Genomic DNA, 18,596 nt, shown 5'->3' with positions numbered 1-18,596 from the left:
TTCTTGGCAGATACCGGCAAGCGGATTTATATTTTCGACACGACACTGCGTGACGGCGAACAGTCGCCGGGGGTAAGCCTCAATATCCAGGAAAAGCTGGAGATTGCCCGCCAGCTGGCCCGCCTGGGGGTCGATGTTATTGAAGCCGGCTTTCCCATCGCCTCCCCCGGGGACTTTGAGGCCGTCCGGGCCGTGGCTCGAGAGGTGGAGGGACCGGTCATCGCCGGCCTGGCCCGGATTAACGAACGGGATATCGACCGCGCCTGGGAGGCCCTCCAGGAGGCCCAAAAGCCGCGGATCCACGTCTTTATTGCCACCTCCGATATCCACCTGAAATACAAACTGCGGATGAGCCGGCAGGAGGTCCTGGAGGCTGTCCGGCGGGGAGTGGCCCGGGCCAAGGGTTACTGCCAGGATATTGAGTTTTCTCCGGAGGATGCTGTCCGGAGCGACCTGGACTTCCTCTGCCAGGTCCTGGCCACGGCCATTGAGGCCGGGGCTACCGTTCTTAATATCCCGGATACCGTGGGCTACGCTACCCCGGAGGAGTTCGGCCGTCTGATCAGCCAGATCCGGCAGCGGGTGCCGGGTATTGATAAAGTCCGGATCAGCGTTCACTGCCATAACGATCTGGGCCTGGCCGTGGCCAACTCCCTGGCGGCCATTGAGAACGGCGCCCTGCAGGTCGAGGGGGCCATCAATGGCATTGGCGAAAGGGCTGGAAATGCCGCCCTGGAGGAAGTGATTATGGCCCTTTATACCCGGCGGGATTACTACGGCTGCCGGACGGGCATCGTCACCGAGGAGATCTACCGCACCAGCAAACTGGTCAGTAGCTTGACGGGTATGCCCGTCCAGTACAATAAAGCCATTGTCGGCAAGAACGCCTTCACCCATGAGGCCGGCATTCACCAGGACGGGGTCTTAAAAGAGCGGACTACCTACGAAATCATGAATCCGGCCATGATCGGCCTGGTCCAGAATAATATTTTCCTGGGCAAGCACTCCGGCCGCCACGCCCTGCGTAGCCGCCTGGAGGAACTGGGCTTTAAGCTCACGGAGGCCGAGCTGGATAAGGCCTTCGCCCGCTTCAAAGAACTGGCCGACCGCAAGAAAGAAATCAGCGACCGCGACCTGGAGGCCATTGTCGAGCACGAAGTCAAGCGCATCCCGGAGAAGTTTGTTCTAGAGCATATTCATATCTCCACCGGCAACCGGGTTGTACCCACAGCCACCATCGGTATCCGGGTGGGTGAAGAATTAAAGGAAGAGGCCGCCTGCGGTGAAGGCCCGGTAGACGCCGCCTTCAAGGCCATAGATAAGCTGACCCGCATCCCGGTTTGCCTCAAATCTTACAATCTCAATGCCGTCACCGGCGGCAAGGACGCCGTCGGTGAGGTAACGGTAAAGATTGAGTACGATGGGCGGGTCTTCATAGGTCGCGGTATCAGCACCGATGTCCTGGAAGCCAGTGCCCGCGCTTACTTGAACGCCATCAATAAGGTGGTTTACGAGGTAGGGGAAGAAAACCTGCAGCAGGCCAGTACGGCCCAGTAGAACCGAACTGGATAGAGTGCCATCAAAGGACTATGTCCTGCAGCCGGTAGGCGATAAATATTTGGCAAGACAGGTTACCGATAACTTCAGGCAAGATTAGTAAAAGGTGTGGTGAGTACAGGCGAAGGGTGACTCGGTTCGAGGCGTAAGCAAATTAAGACGCAAACTGGCTCCTGAAGGAAACATGCCTCACCCGAACCTGTGAGCAGGTTAAACAGATGCGGGACATATCCCGGATAGAAGTATTTGTGAGAGCGAGGAATAGCCATGGGCATGACCATCACCGAAAAGATCCTGGCCGCCCACGCCGGATTAAAGGCGGTAGAGCCTGGCCAGCTCATCAACGCTAAAGTAGACCTGGCCCTGGGGAACGATATCACCGCCCCCCTGGCCATCCAGGAGTTCAAAAAGCTCGGAGTGAAAAAAGTCTTCGACCCGGAGCGGGTCGTCCTGGTACCGGACCACTTCACCCCGGCCAAGGACATTAAGTCCGCCGAGCAGGCGAAAATCTTGCGCGATTTCGCCCGGGAGCAGGGCTTGACCCACTACTTTGAAATCGGCCGTATGGGCATCGAGCACTGCCTGCTGCCGGAGGCGGGCCTGGTCGGTCCCGGAGACCTGGTCATCGGTGCCGACTCCCATACCTGCACCTACGGGGCCCTCGGGGCCTTCGCCACCGGCGTCGGCTCCACGGACCTCGCCGCCGCCATGGCCACCGGCGAGCTATAGTTTAAAGTACCCGAGACCATTCTCTTCCGTTACCACGGGAAGCTTAAGCCCTGGGTAGGCGGCAAAGACCTCATCCTCTACACCATCGGCCGGATCGGCGTCGACGGCGCCCGCTATATGGCCATGGAATTCACCGGCGAAGCCATTACCAACCTCTCCATGGAAGGCCGCTTCACCATGGCCAACATGGCCATCGAAGCCGGCGGCAAGAACGGCATCTTCCCGGTGGACGAAAAGACCGTAGAATACATCCGGGGCCGGCTGCAAAGGGACTACCGCATCTACCAGAGCGACCCCGACGCCCGTTACAATCAGGAGATAGACATCGACGCCAGTAAGATCGAACCCCAGGTAGCCCTGCCCCACCTGCCCGAAAACGCCCGGAGTGTAAAAGAAATAGGAGAGATCAAAATCGACCAGGTAGTCATCGGCAGCTGCACCAACGGCCGCCTGGAGGACCTGCGGGTGGCGGCGCAAATCCTAAAGGGGCAAAAGGTCCATCCCGAAGTAAGACTCATTGTCATCCCCGGCACCCAGCAGATCTACGCCGCAGCCCTGGCCGAAGGGTTGATAGCAACCTTTATCGAAGCCGGGGCGGCCGTATCCACCCCCACCTGCGGCCCCTGCCTGGGCGGGCATATGGGGATCCTGGCTAAAGGGGAGCGGGCCCTGGCCACCACCAACCGCAACTTCGTCGGCCGCATGGGCCATCCCGAGAGCGAAGTCTATCTCGCCGGCCCGGCGGTAGCCGCCGCCAGCGCCGTTAAAGGGCGCATCGCCGCCCCAGAGGAGGTAGTAAAATGATCATTCAGGGCAAGTGCCACACCTTCGGCAACGACATCGACACCGACGCCATCATCCCGGCGCGGTATTTAAATACCACCGACCCCGGGGAACTGGCCCGGCACTGTATGGAAGACGCCGACCCCACCTTTGCCGGCCGGGTGCAAAAAGGGGAGATAATCGTGGCCGGGAAGAACTTCGGCTGCGGCAGTTCCCGGGAACACGCGCCGGTGGCCATCAAGGCCGCCGGGGTGGCGGCGGTCGTCGCCGCCTCCTTCGCCCGCATCTTCTATCGCAACGCCATCAACATCGGCCTGCCCATCTTCGAGTCCCCGGAGGCAGCGGCGGGGATCAAGGCCGGTGACGAGGTAAAGATTGATGCCGGAAAGGGAGAAATAGTCAACCTCACCAGGGGCGAGACCTACCCGGTGGCCCCCTTCCCACCCTTTATGCAGGAACTCATTGCCGCCGGGGGATTGATGCCCTACGTGGCCAGGAAGGTGAAGACCAGTGTATAAAATCGCCGTTCTGCCCGGGGATGGTATCGGCCCGGAGATCGTCCCCGAGGCCGTCAAGGTCCTGGAGGCAGTCAGCCGCCGGGTGGGTATTGAATTCCAGTTTACCGAAGCGCTGGTAGGCGGCGCTGCCATCGATGCCCGGGGGATAGCCCTGCCGCCGGAGACCCTGGAGCTCTGCCGCCAGAGCGATGCCGTGCTCCTGGGGGCGGTAGGCGGTCCGAAATGGGATACCCTGCCCCCGGCAGAGCGCCCGGAGACGGCAGCCCTGCTGCCCCTGCGTAAAGAACTGGGCCTCTATGCCAACCTGCGCCCGGCTTTTCTCTATGATTCCCTGGTGGAGGCCTCGCCCCTGAAGAAGGAAATAGTCACCGGCACCGACCTGATTATCGTCCGGGAACTGACGGGGGGGCTTTACTTCGGCGCCAAGAAACGAGAGCAGACCGCCGAGGGGGAAATGGCCTATGATACCATGTATTACACAAGGGCGGAGATTGAACGCATCGTCCGGCTGGCCTTTACCATAGCCCGCCAGCGGCGCTGCCACCTGACCAGCGTCGACAAGGCCAACGTCCTCACCACCTCGCGCCTGTGGCGGGATACGGTGGAGGATATCAAAGGCGAGTTCCCCGAGGTAACGGTGGAGCACATGTATGTCGACAACTGCGCCATGCAGCTGGTGCGCCGCCCGGCCCAGTTTGACGTAATTGTGACCGAGAATACCTTTGGCGATATCCTGAGTGATCAGGCTTCCGTCCTGACGGGTTCCATTGGCATGTTGCCCTCGGCCAGCATCGGCGGTGCCGTGGCCCTCTATGAACCCTGCCACGGCTCGGCACCGGACATTGCCGGCCAGCAGAAAGCCAATCCCCTGGCGACCATCCTTTCGGCAGCCATGATGCTGAAGTACTCCTTTAAAATGGACCAGGCGGCGGCAGCCATTGAGGCGGCAGTAGGCAGGGTCCTGGCCAAGGGCTACCGGACCCCGGACCTCTATGTCCCGGGGACCCAACTGGTTGGTACCGCCGAAATGGGGCAACTCGTCCGGCGGGAGCTGGAAGAGGGATAAGAGAATGGCCGAGAAGATCCTTATCTACGATACCACCCTCCGGGACGGCAGCCAGGGCGAGGGTATCAGCCTGTCGGTAGAGGATAAACTAAAGATTGCCTCCCGCCTGGACCGGCTGGGCGTAGATTATATCGAGGGTGGCTGGCCCTGGGCCAATCCCAAGGATATGGAGTTTTTCCTCCGGGCACGGGAGGTCATCTGGCGCCAGGCCAGGCTGGTGGCCTTCGGCCGTACCCGCAAGCCCGGCCAGGCCGCCGCCGAGGACGCCAACCTGCTGGCCATCAAGCGGGCCGGAGTAAAGGTGGCCACTATTTTTGGCAAATCATGGGATCTTCATGTCACGGCGGCCCTGGGGACCACCCTGGCCGAAAACCTGGCCATGATCGGCGACAGCGTGGCCTTCCTGGTGGACCAGGGCCTGGAAGTAATCTATGACGCCGAACACTTTTTTGACGGCTTCAAGGCCAACCCGGATTATGCCCTGGAAACCCTGAAGGCGGCGGCAAAGGCCGGGGCCAGCTGGATTGTCTTGTGTGACACCAATGGCGGTTGCCTGCCATGGGAGATTGAGGAGGCGGTAGCCAGGGTACGCCAGGAGATCCAGGTGCCGGTGGGTATTCACGCCCATAACGACGGCGACCTGGCCGTGGCCAACACCCTGGCGGCGGTGACCGCCGGGTGCCGCCAGGTCCAGGGGACCATCAACGGCTTTGGCGAGCGCTGCGGCAACGCCGACCTGTGCTCGGTAATGCCCAACCTGGAACTCAAGATGGGCTACCAGTGCCTGCCGCCGGGACAACTGGCCTTTCTCACGGAAGTCTCCCGTTATGTCAGCGAGATTGCCAACGTCGTCCCTGCCGGCAACCAGCCCTTTGTCGGCTATAGCGCCTTTGCCCATAAAGGCGGCATCCACGTCAGCGCCGTTTTGAAGGCACCGGATACCTACGAGCATATCCGGCCCCAGCAGGTAGGCAACGAGCGGCGGGTGTTAATGTCGGACCAGGCCGGGGCCAGCAACCTGCGGTGCAAAGCGGAGGAGATGGGGCTGGAGTTGAACCCGGAGCGGGAACGAGGCATCATAGAGGGAATCAAGGAACTGGAACGCCAGGGCTACCAGTTCGAGGGAGCCGATGCCTCCCTGGAGCTTTTCCTGCGGAAGACGACGGGCGAATACCGGCAGCAGTTTGAAGTCGAGTATGTCAAAGCCCTGGTAGAAAAGAGGGCCGGGCAGGAGGCCATATCGGAAGCCATAGTCAAGCTGCGGGTGGGCGACCAGGTGGTCCATACGGCCGCCGAAGGCAACGGCCCTGTAAACGCCATGGATAACGCCCTGCGGAAAGCCCTGGAAGAAGTCTTCCCGGCTATTCGGCACATGCGCCTGACTGACTACAAAGTACGCGTCCTTGATGAAAAGGATGCCACCAGCGCCCGCGTCAGGGTACTCATTGAATCCCGGGACGGCAGCAATTCCTGGAATACTGTCGGCGTCTCCACCAATATTATCGAAGCCAGCTGGGAGGCCCTTCTGGACAGTATGGAGTACGCCCTCCTTAAACAACAGCAGGAGTTAAATAAGCGGGCGGCAGCCCCCTGTGAACCTTATTAGCTAAAGCGGCCTTCAAAAATAAAGTCGAAGCCAGGCACCAGTGCGGCCTGGCTTCGTTACTGGCAAGGGGGGTTACTTTCCGTTTTGATCTCCGGCGGGAGCAGAAGGCGGGGCGGGTTTGGCGTAATGCCAGGAGGGCAGGGAGGTTGCCGGCAACTGCAAATCCTGCTCCTTTTTTATGATGGGGTAGATTTTATAGAGGTTATTGAGGTTATCAATGAGGCCGCCGGTAAAGGTCAGGCCCTTATCCAGGGTCTGGGGATCGCCGATGGCTTTGATGACAATGGGATAGAGAAGCCTCTGGCCGTCAATGGTAATATAATTGCGGGGGCCATCCTGCTGGTCGCTGATGGTAGTATAGGCGCTGATACGGTGGTCGTTGACGGCGATGGCCTCGGCCCCGGAAGCCCAGAGCTCATTGACCAGGTCCACCAGGTCGTAGTAAAGCAGGGGCGCGTCCCCGGTAATTGTTACCGTTATCCCGGGGCCTTTGACGGCCGCCAGGCCGGTATTCATTTGCAGGCGGGCCAGCTCCTTCTCCATGGAGGTTTCGGTTTCGCTGCTCTGGCTGGAATTTGTCTCTAAGGTAAAGAGTTGTTGTTGCAGCTGGGCGATCTCCCCCTGGAGCTGGTTTCGTTTGGTGCTTAAGTTTTTCCACATGGTTATCAGGTCGGTGGTTTTCTGGGCTTCCAGGGAACTTGCCAGGAGCCTCTGGGTTCGAAATTGTAACGACAGGAGGAGACCCAAAACCAGGAAAACGACCGCCAGGGAGAGGGGCCAGTTTTTAAATTTAAGCATCATTGCTGACCTCCTGTTGGCAGGGGCCGGACGTGATCGAGGGGAAAACCGCCATTATAGGCCGGCAGGGTCAGGCTGTCATTCTTACCGACTTTGACGGGAAAATCGCGGCTCTTCAGAAAGACAAACTCCTCCGACCGCAGGGCGGCAGCCTCCAGTTTATCGGGGTTCCCTATGGCCTGGATGATGTAGGGCGGTGCCAGACGGGTGGAATTGACCATGATAACCGTACCTACGCAACGGATATCCGAATTAGCTACGATGCGCTGGCCGTTGACGGCAATGGCTTCTGCACCGGCGGCTTTTAGCTCGTTGACCATGTAGAGGACATTCTTATCATGAATGATGTAATCGTCTGGCTTATAGGTGGCCGGCGAGGACTTCTGGGCGGCCTCTGCTCCGGCACTGTTGTCGTCCAGGGTGACGGTAATCCCCGGTCCCGTGACAGCGACTAGGCCCGCTGTTAATCGCAGGCTGTCGATCTCCTTCTGGGTTTCAGTCAGGCGGCCGGCCCCCTGGGAATGTTTCTTCTGCAAGGCGTCGATTTGCTGGCGCAGGTCAGCGATACTGTTTTCCAGGGAAGCGTCTTCCTTTTCCAGGGCATGAATAATATCAATAAGACCGGGGTCCTGGTTGGTCTGGGCGGCGGTAGCCAGGTGGGAACGCCATTGCCAGGCTACCAGGAGCCCGGAAAAGATACTTATTATCAAGAGGGAAAGGTAAATCCGGCGCACAGATGGCACCTCCTTCTTTAACTGCTATTTTATCTGAATACTCGTCCCCTGACAACTAGTAAAAACGGGTAGCCGGGGAAAGAAGGGATTCCCGGCCTGCCTGTCGAATGAAGTGACCGGACCTTCATATAATAAAAACGCCGGGGTATAAAGTGGGGTGACTGGTTTGGCGGCACTCTGGCGCTACTTGCTATCTCTAAACTTTAGCGACCTCCTGCTGGTGGCCCTGGATATCAGCGTCGTAGCCTTCGTTATCTATAAATTTATGATGCTGATCAAGGGAACCAGGGCTGTCCAGTTAATCAAGGGTCTGGTAGTGCTGGTGGTCGCCTCGGTCATTGCCGAACGCCTGCACCTGACGACTATTAACTGGCTTTTGAGCCAGTTGCGCCTGGTGATTGTCGTGGCTCTGCCGGTGGTTTTCCAGCCGGAGTTGCGGCGGGCCCTGGAACAGCTTGGCCGGGGCAAGTTTTTTGCCCGCCCGTTGACGACCCTGGGAGCCGAGGATATGGAGAAACTGATTAATGAACTGGTCCGGGCCATGCAGGTCCTGGCCAAGAATCGAACGGGAGCCCTGGTGGTAGTGGAACGGGAAACGGGCCTCAATGATTATATCGAAACTGGTATCCGGGTCGACGGGGTTGTTTCGGCCGAACTCCTCATCAACATCTTTGTTCCCCTGACTCCTTTCCACGACGGCGCGGCCATTATCCGGGGCGACCGGGTAGTGGCAGCCGGTTGTTTTTTGCCCCTCTCTGAGAGCCCCTATTTAAGTAAACAACTTGGTACCAGGCACCGGGCCGCCCTGGGCATCAGCGAGATTTCTGATGCCGTGGTCCTAATCGTTTCGGAGGAAACGGGGGTTATTTCCGTGGCCGAAGGGGGCAAGCTTACCCGCTTCCTGGATGAAAAGAACCTGCGGGAACTCCTGCAGAACTTGATGTTGCCGCAGGACAACCATACTACCTTCCTCTGGCCCTGGAGGTCTTAAGATGCTGGAGCATTTCCGCCAGAACTGGGGTTACCGCTTGATGGCCGTCATTCTGGCTATTATACTCTGGATGTATGTAACCGGCGAACAAAACCCTACCGGGGAAACGGTGGTTAGGGTCCCCCTGGAAACGGAAAATCTGAGCAGCGGCCTGGTTGTAGCCGACCGCCCGGCGGAAGTGCAGGTCCGGGTAGAGGGTCGCAAGGCTGCCGTGGCCAATCTTCTCCCCCGGGATGTCCATGCCTATGCCGACCTGCGGGATGCTAAAGTAGGTGACAACGTCCTGCCGGTGCGGGTTGACGTACCTGAAGGGATAAACGTTATCCACGTTAATCCAGCCCAGGTAACCATCAGGGTGGAAAAGATCGAGGATATCCAGCTGCCGGTTCAGGTGAGCCTCCTGGGTTCCCCGGCCAGCGGCTACCGTGCCCTGGAGCCGGTCCTGAAGCCCTCCCAGGTCATCATCTCCGGCCCGGCCGCCGCCCTCAAGGAGATCGGCCGGGTCTATGTAGAGGCCAAAATTGACCAGGCCAGCGGCAACTTCCTGGCCCAGCTCCCGGTAAAGATTGCCGACCGCGAGGGACGCCCTATGCAGACCTGGCTGACGGTAAACCCGGATACAGTGGAGACCTTTATACCTGTCGTCCAGGACATGCCCAGCAAAATGCTGCCGGTACGACCGCGCCTGACGGGGGAACCGGCGAAGGGCTACGCTATCCAGCGGGTGATTTTACAGCCCGAGGTGGTTGAGGCCTTCGCCCCTTACAGCCAGCTGGCAGCTCTGGACTACCTCAATACGGCCCCCATAAATATCGCCGGGGCCAAGAAAAATGTAACGGTTGAAACCAACCTGGAGATACCGTCGGGGGTCCAGCTCAGCAGTTTCCCCCGGGTGCGGGTGGTCGTGGAGATCGGTCCGGCCGTTGCCGGCGCTGCCGGGAGTGGGCCTTGAGTACAAAAAAGTAGTTTAAGCCACAACAACCCTTTGAATAAACATAAGGGGTTAGCTCCCATGGGGGCTCCCCCAAGTAGCAACCTTCCGGTTGCAACCATATAATTATAGTACGAAATTAAAGGGTGGAATATTATGGGTAAATTATTCGGCACCGACGGGGTACGGGGCGTGGCCAATCAGGGCCTCCCGCCGGAACTGGCCTTTCGCCTGGGCCGGGCTGGCGCCGCCGTCCTGGCCGGGAAGGGCGATCGGGTCCGGGTGGTGGTGGGCCGCGATACCCGCATCTCCGGCGACATGCTGGAGGCGGCCCTGGTAGCCGGTATTTGCTCCGTTGGTGGCCAGGTGTTGAAAGTGGGCATTATCCCTACCCCGGCGGTGGCCTGGCTGACCCGGGACCTGGGGGCCGATGCCGGGGTGGTTATCTCGGCGTCCCATAACCCGGTGGCCGATAACGGGATTAAATTCTTCAGCGCCAGCGGTTATAAACTACCGGACCCGGTGGAGGAAGAGATCGAGAGGCTGGTATTGGCTCCGGAGGATAACCTGCCGCGGCCGGTGGGGGTTGATCTGGGAAGGGTTAAGGAAGTAACCGAGGCGCCGGAACGCTACATCGCCCATGTCTGCAGTACGGCCGGCCGCGGCCTGGCGGGGATGCAGGTCGTCCTCGATTGCGCCAACGGTGCCGCCTGCAGGGTGGCACCGGCAATCTTCCAGCGTTTGGGAGCAGAGGTTTCCCTCTTGCATAATGTACCGGATGGTACTAATATAAACGTCAGGTGTGGCTCCACCCACCCGGAGAGCCTCCAGGCGGAAGTCGTCGCCCGGGGAGCCGCCGTGGGGCTGGCCTTCGACGGCGATGCCGACCGGGTAATTGCCGTTGACGAGAAAGGCCAGGTTGTAGATGGGGATGTAATCATGACTATCCTGGCCCTTTACCGCCAGGAGCAGGGTGGCCTGCCCGGCGGCCAGGTAGTGGTTACTGTCATGAGCAACTACGGCCTGCACCAGGCCCTGACAGCGGCAGGCCTGAGGGTCCAGCAGACCAGGGTAGGCGACCGGTATGTCCTGGAGGAGATGCTGAAGAGCGGCGCCGTCCTGGGAGGCGAGCAGTCGGGCCATATCATCCTTCTGGAGCATAATACCACCGGTGACGGCCTGATTACCGGCGTCCAACTGCTCCAGGTCATGGCCGCCACCGGGCGGCCCCTGTCGGAACTGGCGGCCGCCATGCCCCGTCTGCCCCAGATTCTGGTTAACGTAAGGGTGGGGGATAAAGATGCCGCTATGGCCAGCCCTGCCCTGCAGGCAGCGGTGGCGGCGGCCCGGGAGCAACTGGCAGGCCGGGGCCGGGTGCTGGTCAGGCCTTCGGGAACAGAACCCATTATCCGTCTCATGGTAGAAGGCCCGGACCGGGAAGAGCTGGAGAACATTATGGCCGGCCTGCAACGGGTTGCCAGCGGGTTGTGATCCTGCCGGTAGCATTAAGTATTATTTTTGCCACATTTGTTCAGAAATCGGAGTGGAAACGAAGGGAAAGGGGAGGGTGTGGGGTTGGCCGGTTTAAGTTACACTTAACACGGGTAAAATCTTACAAATTTTACCCGGCACTGCCTGAAATGGCATAAAAACTATAGCAAAAGGAGGTGTTCCACGCGGGTTGGTAGGACCCCGGTTGCGTCCCGAGGCAAAGCGGGAGAGGTAAAGAGGTAAAAACTAACGCAAGCGCCGGGACCAGCCAGCACTGACCGCTGTCCAGATGGGTTCCCACTGGTTAGTGCTGGTTGGTTGACGAGGCGGGGGTTAATCGAGGCATCGGCGGGTGCCCCCCGGTTTGGTTACGACCGACAAAGGCGTTACAAAACCCGGGAGCAATCCCGGGGACAAAGGGCGCCGGGTAACCCTTTACCTCTCCCTGATTAAAAAATAAAGGGAGAGTGAGCTTTATGTGCGGTATCGTAGGTTATCTGGGCCCGCGCCCGGCGGTCCCCATATTGGTTCAGGGACTGGAAAGGCTGGAATACCGGGGCTATGATTCTGCCGGGATAGCGGTATTGAATGGTGGAGGATTGGTAGTCGAAAAGAGCGCGGGCAAGCTACATGTCCTGAAGAGCCGTCTCAATGGCAATCTCGCCGGTGCCCGGGTGGGGATTGGTCACACCCGCTGGGCCACCCATGGCCGGCCGTCCGATGTCAACGCCCATCCCCATCTAGATTGCACGGGCAGGATTGCCGTCGTCCATAACGGGATCATCGAAAACTACCAGGAACTGCGCCAGGAACTGGCGGCTAAAGGCCATCGCTTTATATCCGAAACCGATACAGAAGTCCTGGCCCACCTGGTGGAAGAGTTCTATACCGGCGATCTCCTCCAGGCGGTATTCAAGATGCTGCCCGTTCTTCGAGGCTCCTACGCCCTGGCTGTCATGAGCGCCGATCATCCCCGGGAACTGGTAGGCGCGCGCCAGGACAGCCCCTTAATCGTCGGCCTGGCTGCAGGGGAAACCTACCTGGCCTCCGATATCCCGGCCCTGCTGCCTTATACCCGGGATAATTACATCCTGGAGAACGGTGAAGTGGCCTGGATCACCCCCGGGGAAGTGACCGTTTACGACGCCGACGGCAGCCGCAAGTCCAAGGAGGTCTTCCACGTGGCCTGGGACCTCCAGGCGGCGGAAAAGGGCGGTTATGCCCACTTTATGCTGAAAGAGATCCACGAGCAGCCGCGGGCCTTAAGGGATACCCTGGCTGGCCGCCTGCAAGATGACGGGCGGGTACGCCTGGAAGGAGTTAACTTCACACCGGAGGAAGCGGCGGCCCTGGAAAAAGTGGCCATCATTGCCTGCGGTACGGCCCACTACGCCGGCATGGTGGGTAAATATCTCCTGGAGAAGCTCCTGCGCCTGCCGGTGGAAGACGACGTGGCCTCGGAATTTCGCTACCGGGAACCGATCCTCAACGAGCATACCCTGGGCCTGGTCATCAGCCAATCGGGCGAAACGGCCGACACCCTGGCCAGCCTGCGGGAGGCTAAAAAAGCCGGGGCACCGGTGCTGGCCATTACCAACGTCGTCGGCAGTTCGGTAGCCCGGGAAGCCGATCACGTCATCTATACCTGGGCCGGCCCGGAGATTGCCGTGGCGTCCACTAAAGCGTATCTCACCCAGGTAGCATCGCTGTACCTCCTGGCCCTGCACCTGGGCGAGAAAAGGAGCCATGCTCCCTGGGCGCAGGAAATCGCCGGGGGCCTTAAGGACCTGCCCGGCCAGGTGGAAGAAGTTTTAAAGCTGGAACCACGGATAAAGGAACTGGCCGGCCGGATAGCACCCCACGAGCACGCCTTCTTTATCGGCCGCGGCCTGGATTACCCCGTCTCCCTGGAGGGATCCCTGAAGCTAAAGGAGATCTCCTACCTGCACGCCGAGGCTTATGCGGCCGGGGAACTGAAGCACGGCACCCTGGCATTGATCGAAGAGGGTACGCCCGTTATCGCCCTGGCCACCCAGGCCGAGCTCCTAGAGAAGATGCTCAGCAACATCAAGGAAGTCAAGGCCCGGGGCGCCTGGGTCCTGGCCCTCACCCAGGAGGGTAACACAGCCGTGGCCGAAGAGGCCGACGCCGTCCTCTACCTGCCGCCGGTACCATCTATCCTGGCGCCGGCGGTGACGGTGGTGCCCCTGCAACTCCTGGCCTACTACACCGCCGTCGCCCGCGGCTGCGACGTCGACAAACCCCGAAACCTGGCCAAGAGCGTGACGGTGGAGTAGGGGCATTGGAGGATGGCGCTTTTGTCGGTGTTAATAAAGTTTGAGAATCTGACAATAGAGTTTGCGAATGACTTTATTAAAGTTTGAGAATCAAATGTCTGCCCTGCAGTCAATTGGCTGCAGGGTTTTATTTGTTAAACAGCTGAAACAGCCATGGACATTGAATGAAAGTTTTAATTATTGCTTGCCAGTAATACCAGAATAAGGTATAATATATTAGCCGGCAAATTTGCCGGCAAAAAGGATGGTGCTAAAATATATGCAACATGACCCGATTTTAGCAGACATAAAACAGGACGCAGATTCACGATCTTACGCCCTTTGGGAACAGATGGGCTTTCGATTTGGTGATAAAGGAACCCATACGAGCAGGACCATTATGCTGGATGAGCTATCGCTATTACTGCGTGAATGTGTCGAAAATGCAACGCGTGATGACTATATAACGGCAATTATTGACAATAATTGTTTGGGCAAACGCACGGCTGCGACCCGAAGGCTTACCAGCCAGCGTATGCGGGAGTTATATGCTCTCGATCCATCGCTGCTTATTTTCAGGGTTTTACGTTATTGTTGGTATGCCGATGAGAATGGTCGCCCCCTCCTCGCCTTGCTCACGGCATTGGCCCGCGATCCTCTGCTACGAATTACTTCCCTTCCCATTCTCCGGATGCAGCCGGGGGAAGAACTGGCCCGGCAACAAATGATAGATGTACTCCGCGAAAGTACCGGGAGCCGCCTGAACGACAGCACCCTTGACAAGGTTGTGCGCAACGCTTCTTCCACCTGGACCCAGTCAGGACACTTAAAGGGCCGTGTACGTAAGATTCGCCAAAAAGTGGATCCTACACCTGTCGTCACCGCATATGCTCTTCTCATAGGATACTTACTCGGTGCCCGGGGTCATGGTTTATTTAAAACTTTATGGGCCAAGGTACTTGATACACCCTCGGAGGAACTTGTTTCCCTGGCAGTAGATGCCAAGCGCCTTGGTTTCCTGGATATAAGCTATGCCGGTGGTATGATCGAGATTTCAGTTGATCGTATGTTGACCGGGGCTGAAAGGAGGTTGATCCGTGAGCAGAATTGAAGAACTGGCAAACCGCTATCGTAATCATATTGCTGCGCCATGGCAGCATAACTTGGCCGGTGAGCAAAAGACGATTTTTGTTGTCTATCCTCCAGTCGATGAGCGCAAACTCCGGGCTAGGTTAGAATTGTTCGAAATGGCAACAATTGCCTCCGGGCATAAATGGAAATCATTCGATTTTACCCCGACCTTTGCCCAATGGATGAGCAAGTTAGAATACAGGGAGGTTTATTTCGAAGAGCCCGAAAGCCTGGCGTTACCCCTTGAGACTGAATTTCTATATTTTGCCGCTGATGAACTCCGTAAAGTACTTGCCGGTGAAGATGTTGATTCTGACACTGTAGTTGCCGTTTATGGCGTCGCCAGTCTGTACGGATTCGCCAGTGTATCGGCGATTCTAAAAGAAGTAGTAAGGGATATTCGGGGGCGATTGGTAGTCTTTTTTCCGGGCGAATATGAAAACAACAATTATCGTTTGCTCAATGCGCGCGACGGATGGAATTACCTGGCCATTCCCATCACTTTACATAATGGGGTGAACGATTGATGAAGAACCGGGATATTTTCCAGCGTGACCCTGTGGTTTCAAAACTGCTTAATGACGGCGTGGCTACAGTTACTGAAGCGGCCACATCCAAAGAGATTGAAACCCTTCGCTATGAACTGGAGCATTTTGTTTGCGAGGGGCAGTATAAAGACGGACTTATACGCATTCTTGAGTCTTACTTGAGCAATGCGGATGCTACAAGCCAGCCGGCGGTCTGGGTAAGCGGTTTTTTTGGCAGCGGTAAATCACATCTTCTGAAGATGCTCCGTCACTTATGGGTTAACACCAAATTTGAATCGGATGGAGCGACTGCCCGTGAACTGGCAAGGCTACCTGTGGAAGTAAAAGACCTGTTAAAAGAATTGGATATATTAGGGAAAAGATGTGGCGGGCTGCATGCTGCGGGGGGAACGCTGCCATCCGGGGGAAGGAAAAGTCTTCGTCTGGCAGTGCTCAGCATTATTTTTCGCTCGAAAGGTCTGCCCGAATCTCTTCCCCAAGCACAATTTTGCCTTTGGCTTCAAAAAAATGGCATCTATACTCGGGTTAAAAAGGTTGTGGAAGATTCAGGCAAGGTTTTTCAACAGGAACTCCGTCATTTGTATGCCAGTCCGGTATTAGCCAGGGCCCTGTTGGAGGCTGACCCTGATTTTGCCTCCGATCTCAAACAGGTGCGGGCCACCATCCAGGCCCAGTTTCCTGACGTAGACGACGTCTCGACATCCGAATTTATCCAGATCATTTGTGATGTCCTTTCTGTAAACAGGCAACTTCCCTGCACGGCGATTGTACTCGACGAAGTCCAGCTCTTTATAGGTGACAGTACGGCTCGTTCCTATGAAGTACAAGAAGTAGCGGAAGCCCTTTGCAAGCAGCTTGATAGCCGGATACTGCTTATAGGGGCTGGCCAGACTGCTCTGAGCGGCAATCTTCCGCTGCTCCAGCGCTTGAAAGATCGTTTTACCATACCTGTGGAACTCTCTGATACGGATGTTGAAACTGTAACCCGCCGGGTGGTGCTGGCTAAAAGGGCAGATAAGCGCAAGGCCATCGAAGAAATATTAACTGCTTACGCTGGTGAAATTGATCGACAGCTTGCCGGTACCCGCATTGCACCCAGAAGTGAAGACCGGGCGATTATCGTCGAAGACTATCCCCTTTTACCTGTCCGCCGCCGGTTCTGGGAGCATGTCCTGCGAGCTGTTGATATTCCTGGAACCAGTAGCCAGCTGCGCACGCAGCTCCGTATTGTTCATGATGCTGTCCGGGAGATTGCTGAAAAACCCCTGGGTACAGTCGTGCCCGCTGATTTCATATTTGACCAGCTACAGCCGGACTTGCTTCGCACCGGGGTTCTTTTACGGGAAATCGATGAAACCATTCGCAATCTGGACGATGGGACTCCGGAAGGTTTATTGGCCAGGCGTATTTGTGCCCTGGTATTCCTCATCCGCAAACTCCCCCGTGAAGCCGTCGTTGATATTGGTATCCGTGCTACCGCGGAGACGCTGGCCGATCTTCTGGTAAGCGACCTGGCCGGCGATGGTCCCGCCCTGCGCAGGGAGATTCCCCGGGTTTTAGAGAAACTGGTTAAGGAAGGAAAGCTTATCAAGGTGGACGAGGAATACAGCCTTCAGACCCGGGAGAGCAGCGAATGGGACCGGGAATTTCGTAACCGGCAAACCCGGTTGAACAATGATCTTGCGGCTTTGGCCAGTAAACGTTCGGCCCTGTTGAATTCGGCCTGTATGACCGCCCTTGGCAACATTAAACTCATCCAGGGAAAGGACAAAGTGCCGCGTAAGTTGGCAATTCACTTTGGCAGCGAGCCGCCCGAAACTAAAGGCCACGAAATTCCAGTTTGGGTCCGCGACGGCTGGGGAGAAAACGAGAATACCGTGGTGGCCGATGCCCGGGCCGCCGGCAACGATAGCCCGATTATTTTCGTCTATATCCCCAAAGCAAATGCCGAGGACCTGCAAAGAACAATTATTGAATATGAGGCGGCTAAAGCGACCCTCGAATTCAAGGGAACCCCTACAAATCCAGAGGGGCAGGAAGCCCGCGACGCGATGTCCACACGTATGAAGACGGCCGAGGCTACCCGGGATGAGATTATTAAAGAGGTTATTAATGCCGCCAGGGTGTTCCAGGGTGGGGGCCAGGAGCGTTTTGAGCATTCCATGAAAGAAAAAGTGGAGGCAGCCGCCGAAGCGTCCCTGGACCGTCTCTTTCCCCACTTCCGGGATGGTGATGATGATCAATGGCCGGCTGTTATCAACCGGGCCAAGAGCGGCGACGAAGCCGCCCTTCAGGCCATAGGCTGGAATGATGCTCCCGAAAAACACCCTGTCTGTGCGGCCATTCTTGCTGAAATCGGATCCGGTAAGACAGGCAAGGAAATCAGGGATATCTTTATGAAAACACCTTATGGTTGGGGGCAGGATGCTGTCGACGCCGCTTTGATTACGCTTTTTGCCACCGGGCATCTTCGCGCTGTATATAAAGGGGTCCAGCTTGACCGTGGCCAATTAGATCAAGCTAAAATCCCGGCTACCGACTTCCGGGTGGAAACGGTAACCATAGATGTCCATAGCCGCATGAAGCTGCGCAAGCTTTTTCAAACAGCTGGCTTTAACTGCAAGGCGGGGGAGGAATCTTCCGTAGCCGGGCAATTTCTTGCCAAGCTTATGGACCTGGCCGATCGTGCCGGCGGCGATCCACCAATGCCTGAGCGCCCATCTAAGACCCATTTGGAAACAATGCGGGGACTAGCTGGTAACGAACAACTTGCAGCGATACTGGAACAGTTTGACACCCTGGCCCAACAACTGCAGAATTGGTCAGCATTGGCGGACTTGGCGGCAAAGCGCAGACCTGCGTGGGATAGACTTCAGATCCTGTTGAGACACGCCCATGGCCTTCCTGAAGCGGAAGATCTACAGAGTCAGGCCCATGCTGTGCGCGACGAACGGCGCCTGTTAGCAGAGCCCGATCCGGTTCCGGACATTTACCAGGCAGTCGCCAGGGTGCTTCGTACCGCTGTCAGGCAGGCTTACGCCAACTTTGAAATGGTATATAACCGGGAGAAAGCGGCACTGGAGGCAAATGCGAACTGGCAGAAACTATCTCCGGAACAGCAGCAAAAAATTCTTACGGCTGAAGGGATTGCCAGCGTTCCCCGGCTTTCCATAGAAGATGACGACGCCTTGCTTCAAAGCCTCCAGGAAACCCCTCTGTCAGGCTGGAAAACCAGGACAGATGCCCTGCCCCAGCAGTTCAGTAATGCGGCCATGGCAGCTGCGAAGCTACTGGAGCCAAAAACGCAGAAGGTAAAACTGACCAGCAGCACCTTGAGAACGAAAGACGAAGTCAGGGCCTGGGTAGCCGGAGTTGAGAGAGAGCTTTTAGAAAGGATTAAAAACGGCCCCGTCGTGATCTCGTAGGAGGGGGAAGTG

At 57.5% G+C, this 18,596-nt stretch carries 13 protein-coding genes and 1 pseudogene; 12 read left to right on the top strand and 2 right to left on the bottom strand.

Annotated features, from left to right (window positions below; translation table 11 throughout):
• Positions 1–3: 3 nt before the first annotated feature.
• From MOTHE_RS11195 to cimA, 5 genes and pseudogenes are all read left to right on the top strand, one after another.
• On the top strand, positions 4–1,557 hold the full coding sequence (locus tag MOTHE_RS11195; RefSeq protein WP_011393738.1) for a 2-isopropylmalate synthase: 1,554 nt from the start codon (positions 4–6) through the stop codon (positions 1,555–1,557).
• 267 nt (positions 1,558–1,824) lie between these two features.
• Positions 1,825–3,090 (top strand): annotated as a pseudogene (gene leuC, locus MOTHE_RS11190) (3-isopropylmalate dehydratase large subunit).
• Entirely contained in the window at positions 3,087–3,587 is a 501-nt protein-coding gene (locus tag MOTHE_RS11185) for a 3-isopropylmalate dehydratase small subunit (RefSeq protein WP_011393736.1), read from the top strand. The pseudogene leuC and the gene MOTHE_RS11185 overlap by 4 nt, the downstream one beginning before the upstream one ends.
• Positions 3,580–4,653: a 3-isopropylmalate dehydrogenase gene (gene leuB / locus MOTHE_RS11180; protein ID WP_011393735.1), complete on the top strand. Its 1,074-nt coding sequence runs from the start codon at positions 3,580–3,582 to the stop codon at positions 4,651–4,653. Before MOTHE_RS11185 ends, leuB begins: the two co-directional genes overlap by 8 nt.
• 4 nt (positions 4,654–4,657) lie before the next feature.
• Positions 4,658–6,259, top strand: a complete 1,602-nt coding sequence (gene cimA, locus MOTHE_RS11175) for a citramalate synthase (protein ID WP_011393734.1) — start codon at positions 4,658–4,660, stop codon at positions 6,257–6,259.
• Positions 6,260–6,331: 72 nt separating this feature from the next.
• On the opposite strand, the gene MOTHE_RS11170 is transcribed toward cimA, so the two are convergent.
• Together MOTHE_RS11170 and MOTHE_RS11165 are read right to left on the bottom strand one after the other, a co-directional pair.
• Positions 6,332–7,060 carry a DUF881 domain-containing protein gene (locus MOTHE_RS11170; protein ID WP_011393733.1) on the bottom strand — a complete coding sequence of 243 codons (729 nt, stop codon included), beginning with the start codon at positions 7,058–7,060 and terminating at the stop codon, positions 6,332–6,334.
• Positions 7,057–7,791, bottom strand: coding sequence for a DUF881 domain-containing protein (locus tag MOTHE_RS11165; protein ID WP_011393732.1), 735 nt, complete (start codon positions 7,789–7,791; stop codon positions 7,057–7,059). Before MOTHE_RS11165 ends, MOTHE_RS11170 begins: the two co-directional genes overlap by 4 nt.
• Before the next feature lie 166 nt (positions 7,792–7,957).
• Between MOTHE_RS11165 and cdaA the strand changes: the two genes are divergently transcribed.
• The 7 genes from cdaA (at position 7,958) to brxC (ending at position 18,584) form a co-directional block, all read left to right on the top strand.
• Entirely contained in the window at positions 7,958–8,782 is an 825-nt protein-coding gene (cdaA, locus tag MOTHE_RS11160) for a diadenylate cyclase CdaA (protein WP_231114120.1), read from the top strand.
• 1 nt (position 8,783) lies between these two features.
• A complete protein-coding gene (locus MOTHE_RS11155) occupies positions 8,784–9,734 on the top strand; it encodes a CdaR family protein (RefSeq protein ID WP_011393730.1) in 951 nt (316 codons plus the stop codon).
• Between the two features lie 135 nt (positions 9,735–9,869).
• A complete protein-coding gene (gene glmM / locus MOTHE_RS11150; protein ID WP_011393729.1) occupies positions 9,870–11,204 on the top strand; it encodes a phosphoglucosamine mutase in 1,335 nt (444 codons plus the stop codon).
• Between the two features lie 476 nt (positions 11,205–11,680).
• Positions 11,681–13,501 carry a glutamine--fructose-6-phosphate transaminase (isomerizing) gene (gene glmS / locus MOTHE_RS11145; RefSeq protein ID WP_011393728.1) on the top strand — a complete coding sequence of 607 codons (1,821 nt, stop codon included), beginning with the start codon at positions 11,681–11,683 and terminating at the stop codon, positions 13,499–13,501.
• Positions 13,502–13,760: 259 nt separating this feature from the next.
• On the top strand, positions 13,761–14,591 hold the full coding sequence (locus tag MOTHE_RS11140) for a hypothetical protein (RefSeq protein WP_011393727.1): 831 nt from the start codon (positions 13,761–13,763) through the stop codon (positions 14,589–14,591).
• Positions 14,578–15,138 carry a DUF1788 domain-containing protein gene (locus MOTHE_RS11135; protein ID WP_011393726.1) on the top strand — a complete coding sequence of 187 codons (561 nt, stop codon included), beginning with the start codon at positions 14,578–14,580 and terminating at the stop codon, positions 15,136–15,138. The genes MOTHE_RS11140 and MOTHE_RS11135 overlap by 14 nt, the downstream gene beginning before the upstream one ends.
• Positions 15,138–18,584 (top strand): BREX system P-loop protein BrxC, encoded by a 3,447-nt coding sequence (gene brxC / locus MOTHE_RS11130; RefSeq protein WP_011393725.1) that lies wholly within the window; start codon positions 15,138–15,140, stop codon positions 18,582–18,584. The genes MOTHE_RS11135 and brxC overlap by 1 nt, the downstream gene beginning before the upstream one ends.
• Positions 18,585–18,596: the final 12 nt, after the last annotated feature.

It is taken from the genome of Moorella thermoacetica (assembly GCF_001267405.1).
Lineage (GTDB): Bacteria > Bacillota > DSM-521 > Neomoorellales > Neomoorellaceae > Neomoorella > Neomoorella thermoacetica.
The sequence above is the reverse complement of the archived record's forward strand: the minus strand, read 5'-3'. Positions and strand labels throughout refer to the sequence as shown.